This window comes from Aeromonas sp. 600282 (genome assembly GCF_049175755.1).
Lineage (GTDB): Bacteria > Pseudomonadota > Gammaproteobacteria > Enterobacterales > Aeromonadaceae > Aeromonas > Aeromonas veronii_A.
In genome coordinates this window covers 339207-355339 of record NZ_JAAKVR010000002.1, presented here as the reverse complement: position 1 = coordinate 355339, position 16133 = coordinate 339207, and the positions used below count along the sequence as shown (strand labels likewise).

At 60.3% G+C, this 16133-nt stretch carries 15 protein-coding genes, 1 tRNA gene and 1 pseudogene; 1 reads left to right on the top strand and 16 read right to left on the bottom strand.

Annotated elements, in window-relative coordinates; all coding sequences use genetic code 11:
- Positions 1-3: 3 nt before the first annotated feature.
- Together yccS and G5137_RS04305 are read right to left on the bottom strand one after the other, a co-directional pair.
- Positions 4-2157: a YccS family putative transporter gene (gene yccS, locus G5137_RS04310; RefSeq protein ID WP_100646502.1), complete on the bottom strand. Its 2154-nt coding sequence runs from the start codon at positions 2155-2157 to the stop codon at positions 4-6.
- A gap of 249 nt (positions 2158-2406) precedes the next feature.
- Entirely contained in the window at positions 2407-3063 is a 657-nt protein-coding gene (locus G5137_RS04305; protein ID WP_005338308.1) for a Bax inhibitor-1/YccA family protein, read from the bottom strand.
- Positions 3064-3271: 208 nt separating this feature from the next.
- Here G5137_RS04305 and G5137_RS04300 point away from each other — a divergent pair.
- A tRNA-Ser gene (locus tag G5137_RS04300) sits at positions 3272-3359 on the top strand.
- An 84-nt stretch (positions 3360-3443) separates the two neighbouring features.
- On the opposite strand, the gene chbG is transcribed toward G5137_RS04300, so the two are convergent.
- The 14 genes and pseudogenes from chbG to exeH form a co-directional block, all read right to left on the bottom strand.
- Positions 3444-4208, bottom strand: coding sequence for a chitin disaccharide deacetylase (gene chbG, locus G5137_RS04295; RefSeq protein WP_421254988.1), 765 nt, complete (start codon positions 4206-4208; stop codon positions 3444-3446).
- A gap of 53 nt (positions 4209-4261) precedes the next feature.
- On the bottom strand, positions 4262-5608 hold the full coding sequence (locus G5137_RS04290; RefSeq protein WP_421254987.1) for a 6-phospho-beta-glucosidase: 1347 nt from the start codon (positions 5606-5608) through the stop codon (positions 4262-4264).
- Between the two features lie 145 nt (positions 5609-5753).
- Positions 5754-6581, bottom strand: a complete 828-nt coding sequence (chbR, locus tag G5137_RS04285; RefSeq protein ID WP_069554568.1) for a transcriptional regulator ChbR — start codon at positions 6579-6581, stop codon at positions 5754-5756.
- A gap of 54 nt (positions 6582-6635) precedes the next feature.
- Positions 6636-6989: a PTS N,N'-diacetylchitobiose transporter subunit IIA gene (chbA, locus tag G5137_RS04280; RefSeq protein WP_005350025.1), complete on the bottom strand. Its 354-nt coding sequence runs from the start codon at positions 6987-6989 to the stop codon at positions 6636-6638.
- Between the two features lie 36 nt (positions 6990-7025).
- Positions 7026-8408: a glycoside hydrolase family 1 protein gene (locus G5137_RS04275; RefSeq protein WP_421254986.1), complete on the bottom strand. Its 1383-nt coding sequence runs from the start codon at positions 8406-8408 to the stop codon at positions 7026-7028.
- 68 nt (positions 8409-8476) lie between these two features.
- Positions 8477-9838 carry a PTS N,N'-diacetylchitobiose transporter subunit IIC gene (gene chbC / locus G5137_RS04270; protein ID WP_421254985.1) on the bottom strand — a complete coding sequence of 454 codons (1362 nt, stop codon included), beginning with the start codon at positions 9836-9838 and terminating at the stop codon, positions 8477-8479.
- 10 nt (positions 9839-9848) lie between these two features.
- On the bottom strand, positions 9849-10169 hold the full coding sequence (locus G5137_RS04265; RefSeq protein WP_005350034.1) for a PTS sugar transporter subunit IIB: 321 nt from the start codon (positions 10167-10169) through the stop codon (positions 9849-9851).
- Positions 10170-10800: 631 nt separating this feature from the next.
- Entirely contained in the window at positions 10801-11568 is a 768-nt protein-coding gene (gene exeN / locus G5137_RS04260; RefSeq protein ID WP_421254984.1) for a GspN family type II secretion system protein ExeN, read from the bottom strand.
- On the bottom strand, positions 11565-12056 hold the full coding sequence (exeM, locus tag G5137_RS04255) for a GspM family type II secretion system protein ExeM (RefSeq protein WP_216953154.1): 492 nt from the start codon (positions 12054-12056) through the stop codon (positions 11565-11567). The genes exeN and exeM overlap by 4 nt, the downstream gene beginning before the upstream one ends.
- The gene (gene exeL / locus G5137_RS04250; protein ID WP_421254983.1) at positions 12053-13237 is read right to left on the bottom strand and encodes a GspL family type II secretion system protein ExeL; all 1185 of its coding nucleotides are present in this window, start codon (positions 13235-13237) and stop codon (positions 12053-12055) included. The genes exeM and exeL overlap by 4 nt, the downstream gene beginning before the upstream one ends.
- 122 nt (positions 13238-13359) lie before the next feature.
- Positions 13360-14361: a GspK family T2SS minor pseudopilin variant ExeK gene (gene exeK, locus G5137_RS04245; RefSeq protein ID WP_421205436.1), complete on the bottom strand. Its 1002-nt coding sequence runs from the start codon at positions 14359-14361 to the stop codon at positions 13360-13362.
- 112 nt (positions 14362-14473) lie between these two features.
- Positions 14474-15121: pseudogene (gene gspJ / locus G5137_RS04240) on the bottom strand (type II secretion system minor pseudopilin GspJ); the annotation flags it as partial.
- A complete protein-coding gene (exeI, locus tag G5137_RS04235; protein ID WP_201938365.1) occupies positions 15118-15477 on the bottom strand; it encodes a GspI family T2SS minor pseudopilin variant ExeI in 360 nt (119 codons plus the stop codon). The pseudogene gspJ and the gene exeI, both read right to left, overlap by 4 nt.
- A gap of 82 nt (positions 15478-15559) precedes the next feature.
- Positions 15560-16132 (bottom strand): GspH family T2SS minor pseudopilin variant ExeH, encoded by a 573-nt coding sequence (gene exeH, locus G5137_RS04230; RefSeq protein ID WP_421205433.1) that lies wholly within the window; start codon positions 16130-16132, stop codon positions 15560-15562.
- Position 16133 lies beyond the last annotated feature (1 nt).

Here is a 16133-nt window from a genome sequence, read left to right as displayed (position 1 = left end):
CTATCAGGATTGGGCGGGCATGGTAGCGCCTTGATCCCCGGTGAGCAACCGGCTCTCGTTGGCCAGATGCAGCAGCTGATCCGCCAGCTCGCTGATCAGGTTGAGCTGCTGGGTCAGCATCAGCTGCTCCTCGCTGCTGTCCGGACTTATCACCGGGCACTGACCACCGATAGAGCTGGATGGGTTGCCCGCCAGATGGCCGGCGGCCTGCTCCAGGGTGTGGCAGATGTGGTGGCGCACCTCATCCAGCCCGCTGATGGCCTCCAGTTTGTCGCGATGGGCTCCAAGCGCCGAGATGTAGGAGAGCAGGGCGTGGTTGCGCCAGGTGAGGGTAAAGCAGAGATCGAGGAAGCGGCGGCGCTTTTGTGGCTCCACCAGCATGCTCTGCCAGGCGGTGGCCAGCTCGCTGTCCGCCAGATGGGCGCTCTTGCGCGCCACCCGATAGTCGATGGACTCGTCCCGCTGCTGCTTGAGGCTCGCCAGCACCGCCGAGAGATAGCGGGCGTTGGCCGAGAGCGAATTGGCGATAAGAGTCGGCAGCCGCTTGTACTGCCAGTCCGGCCAGAGCCAGGCCACCAGCCCGTAAGAGATCAGGCAGCCGAGCAGGGTATCGAGCAGCCGTGGCCCGAGAATGGCAAAGCCGATGCCATCAAGCAGATTGAACGCCATCAGCACGTAGAGGGTGATAAAGCAGACCGCGGCGCTGTAGTTGTTGCGCACCTGGGTAAAGAAGAGGAAAGCGGCCAGCCCCATCACCACCAGCTGGACGTGCAGCTCGGGAAACAGCCAGAGCACCGGAATGCCCACCAGTATGCCGGCGAAGGTGCCGAGCATCCGCTGCACCAGTCGGCGGCGGGTGGCGCTGTAGCTGGGCTGGCAGACAAACAGCACGGTCAGCAAAATCCAGTAGCCCTTATCCATATCAAAGGTTTGCAGTATGCCGTAGCCGATCACCAGTCCGAGCGACAAACGCAGCGCGTGGCGAAACACCATGGAGTGCAAGGTGAGGTGCTGCTTGAGCTGGGCTAGCAGCGGCAGGCGGGGGGGGCGCGCCAGCGCTGGCAGATCCTGCTCCGGCTGCTCGGGGTTTTGCAGCACTTCGGCGCTGCCCAGCAACTGGTTGATGCTGGCCAGATTGCGGCGCAGGAATTTCATCGGCGTCAGCAGGGTTTTCGGGTAGTGCTGCTTGAGATTGGTGAACTCCAGCTGATCGCCTAGGGCCTCCAGCGTCCAGTGGATGCGCTTGTTATGGGCGTAGGGCTTGTGCACCAGAATGGCGTAACCCAGCCGCTGGCATGCCTCGGAGAGTTGCAGGAACACCTCCTGAAATCCTTCCAGTACGATGCCTTGCTTGAGCTCCGCTTCCAACCGGCTGTAGGGATAGTGGCTGGAGGTGGCGCGCTCGTGAATCTCCAGCGCCAGAAGATAGAGGCGCAGCAGGCTGGCCAGCTCGGGGCTCGCCGGATGGCGGCGGCTCAGGCGGGCGTTGAGGGCCGACTTGGTGAGGGTCAGCGCGCTCACCAGATTGATGTTGAGCTGGGCCAGATTGTGGCGAATGGCCTGGGCGCCGTGCTCGTCCGCCGGGAAGAAGCGGGACTTTTCCAGCAGGTAGCGGCCAAGGGCGAAGTAGCTCTGGGCCAGTTGCTCGTGCAGGGTCTTGTAGGGCAGCAGCCAGAGCCAGATAAACGAGACCAGCCCGTACCAGAGGGCGCCGGCGCCGAGTGCCAGCGGCTGGTAGAAGAGATCCGGCGCCTTGGCGGCCCCCAGCATGGTGTAGATGGCGATCAGCAGCGAGCCAAAGCTGATGGTGGCGTAGCGGGCACCGAGGGCCCCCACCATCACAAAGATAAAGGTGGAGCTGGCCAGCCCGATGGCAAACAGCCAGGGTGTGGGGTAGAGATACTGCACGCACAGGGACGCAAACATGAAGCAAATCAGCGTCATGGCGAGGTTTTTAAGGCGTCCCCACAGGCTGTCGTCGGTTTCGGCAATGGCGCCCGCCACTACCCCGAGGGAGAGCAGCACGGTGAGCTGGATATTGCCGGTGGCCAGGGTGAAGGCGAGCAGACCGAGAATGGCCAGCAGCACCTTGAGAGCGAAGTAGATGTGACTATCGGTCAGCAGTCGGCGTAACAAACCGGAGAATTCCATGGGCATGCTAGGCACCACCCTTGAGCGAAGCAAAATCGATGTGACTATCAATCAGCAGTCGGCGCAGCAGGCCAGAGAGATCCATCGGCATGAGACAGGTGAAACCCTTGATCGAAACGAGAGCGAGATAGTAACCCGCCAAGCGTGAAGTGGCCCTGATCCAAATCAGGGCCACTTCGCTTCATATCCTTGATTTACAACTTATCCTGACAGAAAGAGGAGCCAATAAAAACCCCGCCGAAGCGGGGTTTCTGATTAGTTACGGTTGCCGCCAAGCAGGCTCAGCAAGCTCAGGAAGATGTTGTAGATGGAGACATACAGGGTGACGGTGGCAGAGATGTAGTTGGTCTCGCCGCCGCGCACGATCTGCTGGGTAGTCAGCAGGATGGCACCGGAGGAGAAGAGCATGAACATGGCGGACAGAGCCAGGCTCAGGGCGCTCATCTGCAGGAAGATGTTGGCAATCATGGCCACCAGCAGTACCCAGAAACCGACGAACAGCATGCCGCCGATGAAAGAGAGGTCACGCTTGGTAGTCAGGGCATAGGCCGACAGACCGAAGAAGGTGAGCGCTGTGCCGCCAAGGGCGGTCATCACGATCTCGCCACCACCATTGTTCATGTACATGTTGATGATGGGGCCCAGGCTATAGCCCAGCAGACCGGTCAGGGCGAAGGTGAAGACCAGCCCCATGCCGTTGTTGCGATTCTTCTCGGTCAGGAACATCAGACCGTAGACACCGATCAGGAACACGGCCCAGTGCAGCGGCGGCATGTTCATCACGGTAGCGACCCCCGCCACCACGGCAGAGAAGCCCAGAGTGAGGGAGAGCAGCATATAGGTGTTACGCAGCACCTTGTTGGTATCGCGTACGGCACTTTGGGTGCCGGTGTAGATAGAACGGGTATCCATCTTGGGTGTCCTCTTGATGTCCGGGTGAGACGGCGAGCAGCTGCCTCGTGATCGCTGTTTGTTACTGCATGTTTACGCATTGTATGTAGAACAAATAGGGATGACGAGGAACAATTTCAAGCCACCTGCCATTTTGCTCCCGCACACTATCCCACAGGAAATATGTATTGCATATGAACAAGGGCTTAGCGTAGTATGCACGCCGTTCGGAGGGGTGGCAGAGCGGCTGAATGCACCGGTCTTGAAAACCGGCGATGGGCGACCATCCGTGGGTTCAAATCCCACCTCCTCCGCCATATTCAAAGAGAAAGCTCAAGCGATTCAATCGCTTGGGCTTTTTTGTATCTGCGGTTTTTACCGGTCCACCTGATGGCCTGCGGCTATTGCCACTCCCGATAGCTGGCGAGGCGGTAGCCGCGCTCGGCGATAAGGGCGGGCAGGGACGGGTCGGTCAGGATCGCCAGTTCGTTGAGGCGGGGCTGGCAGTAGGAGCTGCCCTGCATTTCAAGATCGACAAAGGAAGGGTGGCACATGATCTCGAGCGAATGGGCCCCCTGTTCACTGGCCTCATCGAGCAGTTGCAGCAGGCTGGCTTGGGTCAGCTGCGCGCCGTAGAAGCTGTCGTCGAACCGATCGCAGCTTTGCGGATGGGTGACGGTCAGGCCGTGGCGGGCTATTTCGTCCCGGTCGATGCGAAGGGGCAGGCCATGCGCCTTGGCGAAAGCCTCCACCAGCGGGTAGATAGTCGGCAACATATGAACATGGTGGTGGCTGTCGATATGGGTCGGCTGCTTGCCGAAAATCGCGACAAAGCGCTGATACTGACTCGCCAGCTCACCGGATATCTCGGCCAGATCCAGCTCTCCCGCCTCGCTCTTGTGCCAGATCCCCTTGTTGAGCTCGCCCTGCTCGTTCACCAGCGAGGTGAGCGGCGTGAGCGGCTTCCCCCAGCTGAGCATAAAGTGCAGCCCGACTGGCAATTCGGGGAAGCGTTCGGCCAGCCAGGCGGCGTGTGCGATAGCGGGGGAGGTGACGATGGCGCTGGTAGAGCTGACGACCCCGTGCTCGAACGCCTCTACGATGCCGTAGTTCTGGGCGCGGCAGAGGCCGAAGTCGTCGGCGTTGATGATCAATCTCTTGCTCATGAGGATTCCCTTGCGGTTAAGCGCCCCGCCAGTTCGGGCGGGGCGTGCTGGCCTCAGGCGAGGGCGTCGATGGCGGCGGCGAAGTTGGGCAGGTGTTCGCGGTGGGCCAGCAGCAGCTCGCGGGCGACGATGCGGGCATCGTTGTCGGAGTGGATCAGCGGGTTGAGGTTCATCGCCAGCAGCAGGTCATCGAAGTCGCCACTGATGGCAGCCTTGGCGGCGGCTATCTCGAAGCTCTTGATGAGGTGCACCAGCCCGTTCACCTTGTCGTCAAAGCGGGTGAGGCGCGGGTGGGGGATGGCGCCATCACGGCCGATCAGGCAGCTCATCTCTACCGTCCAGTCGGCCGGGATATTGGTGACATGGCCCTGATGGGGCACGATGACGTAGTGCTCGCTCTGCTTGTCGTTGTAGATGGCGCTGATCACCTCGCAGGCCGCATCGGAGTAGTAGGCGCCGCCACGCAGCTCCAGCTCCTTGGGCTTTTCGCACAGCTCGGGGTTCTGGTAGAGCTCGAACAGCTTCTTCTCGACCTGCTGCACCACCTGAGCTCGGGCACCGCCCTTGTAGAACTCGCCCATCTCGATCCCCAGCATCTCTTTCTCCTTGAAGTAGTAACGCAGGTAGGAGCAGGGGAGCAGGCGCAAGCCGCGGATAAAACCGGGGTCGAACGGCAAGTCGAAGATGTTTTTGACCGAGCTGGCGCGGGTCAGGCTGCCATCGGCGACCCCTTCCAGCAGCTCGTCAAAGCGGGATTCGCCGTTGACCAGCACATCGCCGATAAAGACCAGATGATTGAGGCCGAACAAATCCATGGAGAGGTGATCATGCTCGGTGAGCTGGAGGGCATCGCGCACAAACATCTGCATGCCGACCGGAATGTTGCACACCCCGATAAAGCGGCGGAAGTTGGTATGACGGCGCACCGCTTCGGTCACCATGCCGGCCGGATTGGTGAAGTTAATCAGCCAGGCATCCGGGCAAAGCGCTTCGACGTCGCGGATGATGTCGAAGATGACCGGTATGGTGCGCAGCCCCTTGAACAGGCCGCCTGCGCCGTTGGTCTCCTGCCCCAGCATGCCGTGACTGAGCGGGATGCGCTCATCCTTCTCCCGCGCCTGCAACTGGCCGACGCGAAGCTGGGTGGTGACGAAGTTGGCACCCACTAGTGCCTCGCGGCGATCCAGGGTTTTGTGCAGGGTCATGGGGATGCCTGCCTGGCGGATCATCCGTTGGCACAGGTCGAAGATGATGTTCAGTTTCTCTTCGCCAGCGGGAATATCCACCAGCCACAGCTCGCTGATGGGCAGCTCGGCATAGCGCTTGATGAAACCATCGACCAGCTCGGGGGTGTAGCTGCTGCCGCCGCCTATGGTGACTACCTTGATCTTCTCGCTCATAAATCCCTCTTTATCGATCTTTCTAGGTTTGATGGTGGCCGCTCAGTCATCAGGGTGAGAGGGGCCGCAGCCGCCTGTGGCAGGGGCTGGTGACAATGGATTGGTTCTCTTGAACCGGGTTGTTTAGGTCAGCAACTCGCTGGTCTCAGGCTGAACTTTCGAATTTCGGATAGAGATATTTGCGGTAACTGCCCGGGGTAAACGAGGTGAGCTTTTTGAAGTTTTTGATAAAGAGGCTGACGTCGTTGTAGCCGGTCTCGAAGGCGATATCGGCCACCGAGTTGTTGGTCACCTCCAGCTGCATCTTGGCGTAGTTGATCCGGATCTCGTTGATGATCTGCATCGGCGTCTTGTTGTAGTAACGCCGGGTGGCCCGGGTCAGATACTCCTGGCTCTTGCCACAGAGGGAGACCATGTTGGCCAGCGCATCCTCGGCAAAGAGGGGGCGATCGTGCATCCGCTCCACGGTTTCATGGAGCCAGAGTGGAAGATCATCGCTGGCGGAGGTGTCCTTGTAGTGACGCAGCCGGTTCATCACCGCGTAGGTCACCACTTCGAGAAATTCGGTCAGCGCCTCTTCCCTAAACCCCGGTGAGACCAGCACCGACTCGATGTAGCTGAGGAACTCGCTCTTGAGCGGATAGGCCTGTGAGGCGACGAAGTGTTCCGGCAGCAGGTATTTGAAGTGCTCGTCAAAATAGGTACGAGTGATCCCGACGTTGAAGATGCGGGTGGTGCCGAACTCGTAGAAGCTTTGATGGCGGGAGCCGAGTGGGATAAACACCACGTCCCCCCGCTCCAGCAGCACCCGCTTGCCGTTGACCTCCTGATAGTAACGACCGGTCAGTACCAGGGTGAACTCGTAGTAGTCGTGCTGGTGCAAACCGGTTCCGCTCACCTGTTTGTTGTAGATGAACATGTGGAACGGTTTGTTGTTAAACAGTTCGGTTTCCCGGATTGTTTTAACGCTCATGAGTCGCTTCCTGATCTGCGGGCCGATGACGGGGCCTCTCGCCCCGTCCGGAGGTTATTGGTTCTGCAGCTTTTCGTGCAGCTCGATCAGCTCGCTGATCAGCTCACGGGCCAGCATGGAGGTCATCAGGTGATCCTGGGCATGGACCAGCACCAGGGTGACCGGGATCTTGCCTTCCCCCTGATCGTCCTCGATCAGCTGGGTCTGCACCAGATGGGCGGCATTGAGCGCCTCGCGGGATTGTGCCATCAGCTGGTGAGCGGCAGCCAAGTCCCCCTCCTTGGCCTTTTTCAGCGCGGTATAGGCGAGACTGCGGGCCTGCCCGGAGTTGATGATAAGCCCCATTACCACCTCTTCCAGATCGTTGCTGGTGGTGGCCTCTTCAGTGATGTTGTCCAGATCGAACATGTGTCGTTCCTTGCGTAAATGCGTTAATTGAAACCGTTAATTAAAACCATGGTTGCGCGCTACCTCGGCAAACCAGTAGCCGCTCTTCTTGATGGTGCGCTGCTGGCTCTCCAGATCGAGGCGGACGAAGCCGTAACGGTTCTTGTAGGCGTTGAGCCACGACCAGTTGTCGATAAAGGTCCACAGGTGATAGCCGCGACAGGCGCTGCCCTCTTCCAGTGCGCGATGCAGCCACTGGAGGTGCTCGCGAATGAACTGGATGCGGTAGTCATCCTCCACCCGTCCCTCGGGACCGATAAAGCGCTCTTCCCCTTCGACCCCCATGCCGTTTTCCGAGATGTAGCAGGGCAGGTTGCCGTAGTTGACTCGCAGGTCGGTGAGGATGTCGTAGATCCCTTTTTCGTAAATCTCCCAGCCGCGGTGGGGGTTCATCTTGCGGCCCGGCATCTCGTAGTAGTCGAACAGATCTTCCGGCGTGCGCGGTACACCCTGCCACGCCACCTCTTTGGCCTTGACCCGGCGCGGCTGGTAATAGTTGATGCCGAGGATATCCACCTTGCCGGCGGCGAGCAGCGCCTTGTCACCCTCTTCGATCTGCGGCAGCAAGTCGTACTGCTCTAGCAGCGCGACCAGCTCGGGGGCGTAGCTCCCCTTCAGGGCAGGATCGAGGAAGCTTTTGTTGAGCAGCAGATCCGCGATGCGGGAGGCGGCGAGATCTGCCGGATCCTGCGAGCGGGGATAGGTCGGGCTCAGGTTGAGGATGATGCCGATCTCGCCATCATGCTGGCAGGCGCGATAGGCCTGCACGGCACCGGCATGGGCCAGCGCGGTGTGGTAGGCGACGGTGGCCGACCTACCAAAATCGACCACACAGGGGTAGTGGTAGTGGCCAAGGTAGCCGCACTCGACCGGCACAATCGGCTCGTTGAAGGTGAACCAGTGCTTGATGCGACCGCCAAACAGGTCGAAGCAGCGGGTGGCGTAGCGCACATAGGCGGCCACCACTTCCCGGCTCTCCCAGCCGCCACGCTCCTGCATGCACATCGGCATGTCGAAGTGGTAGAGGTTGATAAGCGGGGTGATCCCCTCGGCCAGCAGCCGGTCAAAGACGGCGTTGTAGAAGCTGACCGCCTCCTGGTTGATTTCGCCCACCCCGTCCGGGATCAGCCGTGACCAAGAGATGGAGGTGCGAAAACTGTTGTGCCCCAGCTGCTTGAGCAGCTTGATGTCGCTCTCGAAGTTGTCATAGAAGGTGGAAGTGTCGGTCGGGCCGACCCCGTTGTGGAAACGCTGCGGTTCGATGGAGAACCAGTAGTCAAAGATATTGGCGGATTTGCCGCCGCGGTTGGCGGCGCCTTCCATCTGCGGGGCCGAGCTGGCGCTGCCCCACCAGAAGTTATCCGGAAAACGATACTGCATGGGTTACTTCTCCAGGCTGTTAGGGGAGGAGTTTTGCTCCTCCCTTGCTGTCATTGGAATGGCTGTTATCAGAACTTCAGAGCCAGAGCGATATCCTCTTCGCTCTCCTCTTCTTCATCGATGACGTTCTGCGCTTTGTTGGCAATCAGCACGAAGGGGATATACATCATGGTCGCGACACCCAGGTTGAATATCGCCAGACAGAAGGCTGCCACGCTGCCGTTGGTGTTGAAGAAGGCACCCAGGCCGGTCGGCATGGTCCATGGCGCTATGTTGGTGATGGGCGGGATGATCCCGGCGTAGTAGGCCGCCATGGTGATCCCCATCAGTACCGGGTGCACCAGAATGAAGGGCACCAGCAGGATGGGGTTCATGATGACCGGCAAGCCGAACAGGATGGGCTCGTTGATCTGGAACAGGCCGGAGGGCAGACCCAGCTTGGCAACCTGACGGTAGTCATCGCGACGGGAGACCATAAAGATGGCCAGGATAAGGCCAAGGGTGGCACCGGTGCCGCCGAGGAAGACGAAGGAGTCGGTGATCGGTTTGGCCCAGAAGTGGAACTGTTTGCCTGCCTCCAGCGCCGCTTCAACCGAGCCGTACTGGTTGTAGAGGGCGACGTTTTCCAGGGCGAAGGGGAACAGAATGCCGGATTCCAGCGCGGTGAGCGCCAGCATGCCGTGTACCCCGAAGAACCAGAGGAAGGAGGAGAACACCACATAGACCCAGCCGACCAGACCGCTCATATTGGACAGCGGCTTGGCGATGCTGTCCATGATCAGCTGGTGGAAGTTGGTGCCCGCATCGTTCAGCAGATAGGAGATGACCCCCATGATGGAGAGGATGATAAAGCCTGGAATGAGCGCGGAGAACGAGCGGGAGACCGAGGCCGGCACGCTGTCAGGCAGGGTGATCACCCAGTTGCGACGGACGATAAAGGCGAACATTTCGGCCACGACGATACCGATCAGCATGCCGGAGATGATGTTGGCTCCGCCCAGCCAGTTGGCGCCCACCGCATAGGCGTCGCCCACGCTGAACGGCGTGACGGTCATAAAGGCCGCTACCGAGAGCAGGCCCGATGCCAGGGGATCGCTCTTGCGCTCTTCGGCCAGCGCCAGACCGATAAAGAAGGGGGCCATCAGGGACATGATCCCCAGAGTGCCGTTATAGACGTTGCCACCGATGCTTTTGAGGCCGTCTAGGGTGGCGATGGTGGCAGGATCGAGCCGCACACCGATGGAGTAGAAGAAGGAGCCTTCGCCAAAGCTCAGAAAGACGTTGTTGATGAGAACGAACATGGCCCCGACCAGCGTCAGGGGCATCAGCTTGATAAAACCGTTCTTGATGGCGTTGACATGAGGTTGTTTGCCCAGCTTGACTGCTATGGGCAGTATGACCTTCTCCAACGATGCGATGATGTTGCTCACAGGGGTCTCCTTACTGCGCGAGGCTCTTCTTGATGGAGGCTACCGCCGCCTTCAGTACGCCGAGGCCATCGACCTTGCCGTAGAGCAGGGTGTCGATCACCTCGACCGGCTTGCCCGGCAGTTGCTGCTGGATCTCCGGCAGCATGTAGGCGATTTGCGGGCCCAGCAGCACCAGATCGGCATCCTGTCCCTTTTCGCCAGCCAGGGTCTCCGGATAGGCATCGATCAGCACCGGCACATCATATTTTTCCGCCTGCGCCTTCATCTTTGAAACCAGCAGTGAAGTGGACATCCCGGCAGAGCAAAACAGGTAAATACGCTTCTTTTCCATAACCCTTCCCTCAACGTTTGAAAACCAAATGAACAGATCGGTCGAGATGGTTGCCTGTTGTGTTATCAAGACACATCAATCATCTCAAATTGACTTCATTGTATCGGTCTATGGGTTCCATCTGGTATTTCGATGTTTTTATCAATAGTCTCTGGTTGACCTGTTGTTTTGCCGTTGCTCACATTTCTGATGGGTTTGCACAAAGGAAATGAGATTGAATGGGGCGTGAAGAGGATGATTTTCTTTTTTAATCGTTATTTTTCAGCTAGTTATTTTTATGCTTTTGTGGGTGGCTGTAATGTGGCTGAAAAAGATCAATAACGGGTGACAGCTCACATTTATCAAATGATGCAATCTTATTGATATTTAATTTGGCTAGGGCGAGTTGCCGCTTTTTGAGCAAGGTGTGCGCTCATTGACCATTTGCGGCAAGTGGATTGACGAGTGAGGCTGGTTGTTGCTGCACAGCGCGGGTTGAAAGAGAGGGGGGATCAGACACTCTTACAGGGGACGTGGCGGTACGTCAGAGTTAAATGAGTAAGGGCTGAGGGGGTCAGTGCAGTGAGAGGAGAAGGCACAAAGGGATAAACAAGCTGACCCCGGAGTGGCTCCGGGGTCAGCGGGATAGGGGTTAGATCCGCCCCTGATAGCGCAGGGGGAAGCGGCCCTGACTGTCGGGCTGGCCGAGGAAAGGGAGCCCTTGCTGCATCTGCGGTGGCAGTTCCGGGCCCGGTTTCAGGGTGCCCTGGAACAGGTATTGGCCATTGGGTTGCAGCTCGAGGCGACCCATGGTCTGCACCGCATCGGAGCCCTGCTTGAGTTCGGCCACCAGTCTGGAGTCGAGGCAAGTGAGCTTCAGCTCGGGGTCGGCCAGATCCAGCTTGCCCGCCGGGGTATCGGCACTGGCATTGTACCAGTCGAGGTTGCCGTAGAGGTTGTCACACCAGGGGTTGCCTTGGGCAAATTGCTCCACTTTGAGCTGCAGCTGGCCGCTGACGGTGAGCGGGATCGGCAGGCGCATCGGCACCCGGCTCAGCAACCAGGGGGCGGGGGCGTTGAGGGTCAGGTCCCGGCCGAAGGCGGCGCCATTCCAGCCGACAATGCCCTGACCGTTCAGCCCGTTGCGATCGCCAAAACGTATGGCCACTTCGGGGGCGAAGCGCAGCAGCGACCAGCCGTTGAGATCCCAGCGCAACTGGTTCACCGATTCGCTGGCATATTGCAGTCGGGCAATCTGGCCACTCCAGAGGGTGCCGCTCACCCCTTCCAGTTTCAGCAGGTTGGCAATGTTGGCAGGCAGCGGCAGATGGCGAGCCACCAGCGCTGCAGGCAGGGTGGCCAGCAGAAAGACCAGATAGGCTGCCAGAAACAGACTGGCAATCAGGATGCGTTTTTTCATTGTGGACGACTCAACTGCAAACGTCTGACCTTGACCAGACCCGGGGCCAGATCCTCGCGGGCGATCTCGATGATTTGAACCTGAATGCCGTGCTGCTCCACCAGCGTGGAGAGCCAGAGCAGCAAGTCATCGAACTGGACAGTGTCGATCCACACTTGCAGCTCCTGCGCCTGGGGTTGCAGCCGGGCAATCTTGATCTTGTGGTTGAAGGCGGTGCGGTTGACCACCCCTTCCAGGGTGCCGCTGGTATCGATCTGGCGACCCGAGCCCCCCTGCATGGCCAGCACCTCTTCACCCTTCTCCTTGAGCCAGGCGAGGGTCTGCTGCTGGTTCTGCACCTGCCGCTCCCGTTCCGCGATGCGGTTGGCGATGGGCTGCCAGACGCTCCAGTAGAAGAGACCAACCAGCAGCAGAACGCCGCCTACGACCACCAGCCGCTGTTCCCGTGCTGTGATGCCGTGCCACCAGCTCTGCAATTTTTCCATCATGATGATTTACCCTTGAGCACCAGTGCGCCCTCTACCTTGCCCTCGGTGCTGCGCACCTCGCCTTGCTGTACCTCGAATTGCTTGCCAGCCAGCTCGCGGAACCGCTCGATCTCGGCAAAGCCGGGAGCGGTCACCTGCAGCCTCAGCTCGCGGCGACTGGCATCAAAGCGCATCACCTGCGGCTTGAGGCCGGGTACTTCGGCAAAGGTGGGGGCCAGCTCGGTGAGCATCAGCAGTACGCCGTTTTGCGGGGCTTGTCCCATCTGTTGCAGATGCTGGGTCATCTGGCTGCGCACGTTCACGATGCGGCTCTCACCCGGGAAGATACGGGTATAGACGGCGCGGATCTCCGCTTTCAGCGCCTTGTCCTGCTCGGTGAGCTGATAGAGCTGCACCCCGCGCTGGCCGAGGGCCACCAGCAGCAACAAGCCTGCGGTGATTGCCACCTTGCGCCACTGCAACCAGTAGCGGGCATATTCGGTCTGCGGTCGATAGGGGCCGGTCAGCAGGTTGGCGCGGCAGGTGAGGGCCCCCTTGGCCAGCAGCAGCATGGGGAGTTCGGGCTCCGCCGTCTGCCAGTTGGCGGCGGCAATGGCGGGCACCGGTGTGTGGCTGTGGATGGTGACCGGCTCCGCTTCAGTCGCCAGCAAGATGGCCAGCAGCGGCTCGTCGGCGACGATCCCCAGACAGGGGCCCTGACGTACCAGCCACTCATTGCCGAGTTGCAGCGCAGACCAGCCATCAGCGGCCTGTGGCAGCGCCAGCACATCGGGCAGCAGTTGCAGGCTCTTGAGGCCAGCGGCATCGAGCCAGCCGAGCCACTGGGCCATCTTCTGCCGATCCACCGCCATCAGATCCACCTGCTGGCCCTCATGGGCCAGCACCACCAGATGGAGCTCGTCCACATCGGAGGCGATCTGCTCCTCCAGCAGGTAGGGGAGGGCCGCTGCCGACTGGCGGTTGTAGCGACCCGGCAGGGTGACGCGCCGGAAGATCAGATCGCTGCCCGGCACTAGCGTGACCACTGGGCGGCCACCGGCCCGATCCTGCAGCTCGCTCAGGGCATCTGCCGAGGGCAGGGTGCCGGAGGCGATGATCTCCTGCTCCTGACCGGACCAGACCAGCCAGGCCACGGGTTGTTGTTTATTGGTCCCCAGTCGGATGACCAGACTTTCGCTCACGCATCTCTCTCCTGCGATACCGGTTTGCAAATGGCGTTGTGCGCCCTGGCAACCAGTGCGCAGCCCGCAGGCTGCATCCAACATCTCTCGTACCCGCGGGCGATGGCCTGCAGGTGCGCTGTTTATTCGGCGCCGCTACTGAGGCGGCGCAGCATCACCAGTTTATTGTCCTTGCCCCGCTGGAACAGGGTTTCGAGCCAGGCCCGGTTATCGCCGACCTCTGCCACGACTCGGGCTTCGAAGAAGTCGCTCTTGACCACCAGCACCTCTTTCAGCCCTTTCACCGAATCGACCGGAGCGAGCATGTCTGTCATCAGCTTGCTCTCTTTCCACCCCTTCTGTGGCCGCTCGTTCAGCACCCGCTTGGCGTCATCCAGCCCGATAGTGCCCAGATAGAGGGCGACCAGCAGCTCGGGGCGCTGGGGGGCAAGGGTATTGATATTGATCTTCAACTTGTCGCTGGGCAGGGTGCAGACATAGGGGGCCAGTTTGGCATAGACCCTGGCCGTCACCCCGCGCACCGCCCTCAGCTCGTCCTTGCCCAGCATCCACTGGTTGGCGGTCAGATAGGGTGGCTTGAGCCCCTCGTAATAGGCGTCCTCTGCGCCAAGGCTGGATACCAGCACCGTATCCTTGTCGGTCCAGTCACGGATGGCATCGGTGAGCTGGGCTGCCTCGTAATCATCCATCGCCAGCTGTTTGAGCAGTTCGCGAAACACTTGCACCGGATAGGGCTGCTGCGCCAGCTCCTCGCCGCTCCCCGCCTTGGAGGCCACGCTCAGGCTGTTGAGGTTGAAGCAGGATTGCAGGTCGGTCACCTCGCCCTTGAGCTGGCCATCATCGACCGGAAACACAGTATTCTTGCGGGCCCAGTTCTGGCCGAGGTTTACCACCTCGGGATCATCCTTGAAATCCTGCGCCAGTACCTTGCTCACCAGCGCCTCCGCCGAGAGGGCATACCACCAGGCTTGTTTGCCAGCGGTGACATTGCTGGTGCGGCGCAGTTCGAGCTGCAGACGGCCGCTCATGTTGCTGGCGATGATCACCATCACCGAGAGGATCAGCAGCACCACCAGCAGGGCCATGCCGCTCTGGCGACCGGGGCGTACAGGGTTAGCTCGCATTGGTGCTCCCCCCGTTCTGGTTGCCGCCATTGCTGTTGTTACCACTGTTATTGCCGTTGCCGCTGTTGTTGCCGTTATTGCTGTCGCCGCCCGGATTGGGATTGCTGCTCTGGCTGTTCTCTTCGGCGCGCTGGCCGCCGGCGCCAATCAGAAATTGCCGGCGAATGGTGCCGTAATCCTCCAGATCCAGCTCGACCGCGAGCCCGTAGGGGAGCACGCTGCGCTGGGTCCACTCCTCCTTCCAGCTCCCCTTGTCGTAGAAGTAGAGGCGAAACGCGGTGACGCCGGTCAGAAGCGGCTGGGTGCGTGGCTCGGTGCCGATCACCGGATCCGGATAGAGGTAGCTGAGGCGCTCCAGCTTCTGATCCTTGAGCCGCCAACCGACCCGCTGCAGATGGGAGCGGGGCAGCATGCCGTCCGGGTTGAGCCAGCCGCTGCGCATAAAGGCCATGCCCCAGTCATCGCTCTGCTGGCCGAAGCGGGAAGCCGCCAGCAGCACCTTGTTATTCTCCCCCTCGATGCGACCGCTGCGCGGCACCATCTGGGTGACATCCCGCTCCAGCAGGGTGAAGGCGAGCTGCAATTCGTTGAGACGGGCCTCCTTGCGCTTGGCTACCTCGTCGCTGGTGAGCACCCCCTGCAGCACCTGATAGGCGCCCATGCTGAGAGTGGCGAAGATGGCGATGGCCACCAGCATTTCGAGCAGGGTAAAACCGGCGTGACGGACGGGGCGAGGCGTGCGGGCGGATAGCTGGGTCATCGGCTGATATAGGTCCGCATCATGGCGACCGGGTTCTCGGCTTTGGCCTCGGTACGCACTTCCATATCGAGCGCCCGGAAGTTGTTGTCGGCGGTGGCGACGCCGCGATAGCGCCAGTACCAGGTGCTGCCCGCCATCTGCTCATCCCCTTCCACCCAGCTGTCACCAGGCCACTTGTTCTCGAGCTTCTGTTGCACCAGCTGGTTCTCTACCACCCAGGTGGCGAATGTCTTCTGTTCCAGATAGTTGAGGGCCGAGAGGTGTTCGCTGGCGGTTTTCATTACCGCGAGACCCGCTATGGCAAAGACCGCCAGCGCCACCATCACTTCGAGTAAGGTCATGCCACGCGCGTTCATCGTGCCACCTGTTGAGGGTGTGGTTGGCACAGAAGTAGCGCCACCATCACACCTTTCTCAAACAACGTCATGCCGCGGGCGTTCATTCGCTCACCTCTTCATCTTCATCGCCGGTGAGCAGGGTGAGGCGGCCGAACTCGTCCCCCTTGACGATGCGGGTGTAGCGGGCATCGTCATCTTGCTGGGTGAAGGTGAGCACGAACGGGCTCAGCTCGCCGCCCGGGAAGATGAGCAACTGAGGAGTACGCTCCTTCTCGTCGCGCTTCTGTTCGGTTTTCTCATCGGGATCCGGCTGCCAGCCAAAGCCTTCCAGCTCCAGCGCCAGCGTCATGTTCTCGGCCAGTTGCACCGGCCCCAGTTGCTTGTCGCCAGTCAGGGCCAGCCACTTGCGATCTTTGGCCTGACGCTGCATAAACTGCCAGCCGTTATCCTCGATGCGAATACCCACCAGCCGACCATCCATCACCGCATACTCCTGCGCCAGCTGCAGGGTTGCCATCAGGCGGCGCGCCTGCTTGTCGATCTCCCTGTCACCTTTTGCGCCACCCATGCTGAGGGTGACGGCGGTGGCCACCAGCCCCATCAGCATGGCGACCAGCAACACTTCCAGCAGGGTAAAGCCGGATTGGCGACGAGCAGATGGCGCAGCCTTCATT

What these genes read in the sequence shown, in the direction of transcription:
- G5137_RS04265 (WP_005350034.1), bottom strand. Translation starts at nt 10,169, where the DNA reads ATGGAAAAGAAGCGTATTTACCTGTTTTGCTCTGCCGGGATGTCCACT.
- exeN (WP_421254984.1), bottom strand. Translation starts at nt 11,568, where the DNA reads ATGAAAAAACGCATCCTGATTGCCAGTCTGTTTCTGGCAGCCTATCTG.
- exeM (WP_216953154.1), bottom strand. Translation starts at nt 12,056, where the DNA reads ATGATGGAAAAATTGCAGAGCTGGTGGCACGGCATCACAGCACGGGAA.
- G5137_RS04290 (WP_421254987.1), bottom strand. Translation starts at nt 5,608, where the DNA reads ATGAGCGAGAAGATCAAGGTAGTCACCATAGGCGGCGGCAGCAGCTAC.
- yccS (WP_100646502.1), bottom strand. Translation starts at nt 2,157, where the DNA reads ATGCCCATGGAATTCTCCGGTTTGTTACGCCGACTGCTGACCGATAGT.
- G5137_RS04275 (WP_421254986.1), bottom strand. Translation starts at nt 8,408, where the DNA reads ATGCAGTATCGTTTTCCGGATAACTTCTGGTGGGGCAGCGCCAGCTCG.
- chbG (WP_421254988.1), bottom strand. Translation starts at nt 4,208, where the DNA reads ATGAGCAAGAGATTGATCATCAACGCCGACGACTTCGGCCTCTGCCGC.
- exeK (WP_421205436.1), bottom strand. Translation starts at nt 14,361, where the DNA reads ATGCGAGCTAACCCTGTACGCCCCGGTCGCCAGAGCGGCATGGCCCTG.
- exeI (WP_201938365.1), bottom strand. Translation starts at nt 15,477, where the DNA reads ATGAACGCGCGTGGCATGACCTTACTCGAAGTGATGGTGGCGCTGGCG.
- chbA (WP_005350025.1), bottom strand. Translation starts at nt 6,989, where the DNA reads ATGTTCGATCTGGACAACATCACTGAAGAGGCCACCACCAGCAACGAT.
- exeH (WP_421205433.1), bottom strand. Translation starts at nt 16,132, where the DNA reads ATGAAGGCTGCGCCATCTGCTCGTCGCCAATCCGGCTTTACCCTGCTG.
- G5137_RS04305 (WP_005338308.1), bottom strand. Translation starts at nt 3,063, where the DNA reads ATGGATACCCGTTCTATCTACACCGGCACCCAAAGTGCCGTACGCGAT.
- chbR (WP_069554568.1), bottom strand. Translation starts at nt 6,581, where the DNA reads ATGAGCGTTAAAACAATCCGGGAAACCGAACTGTTTAACAACAAACCG.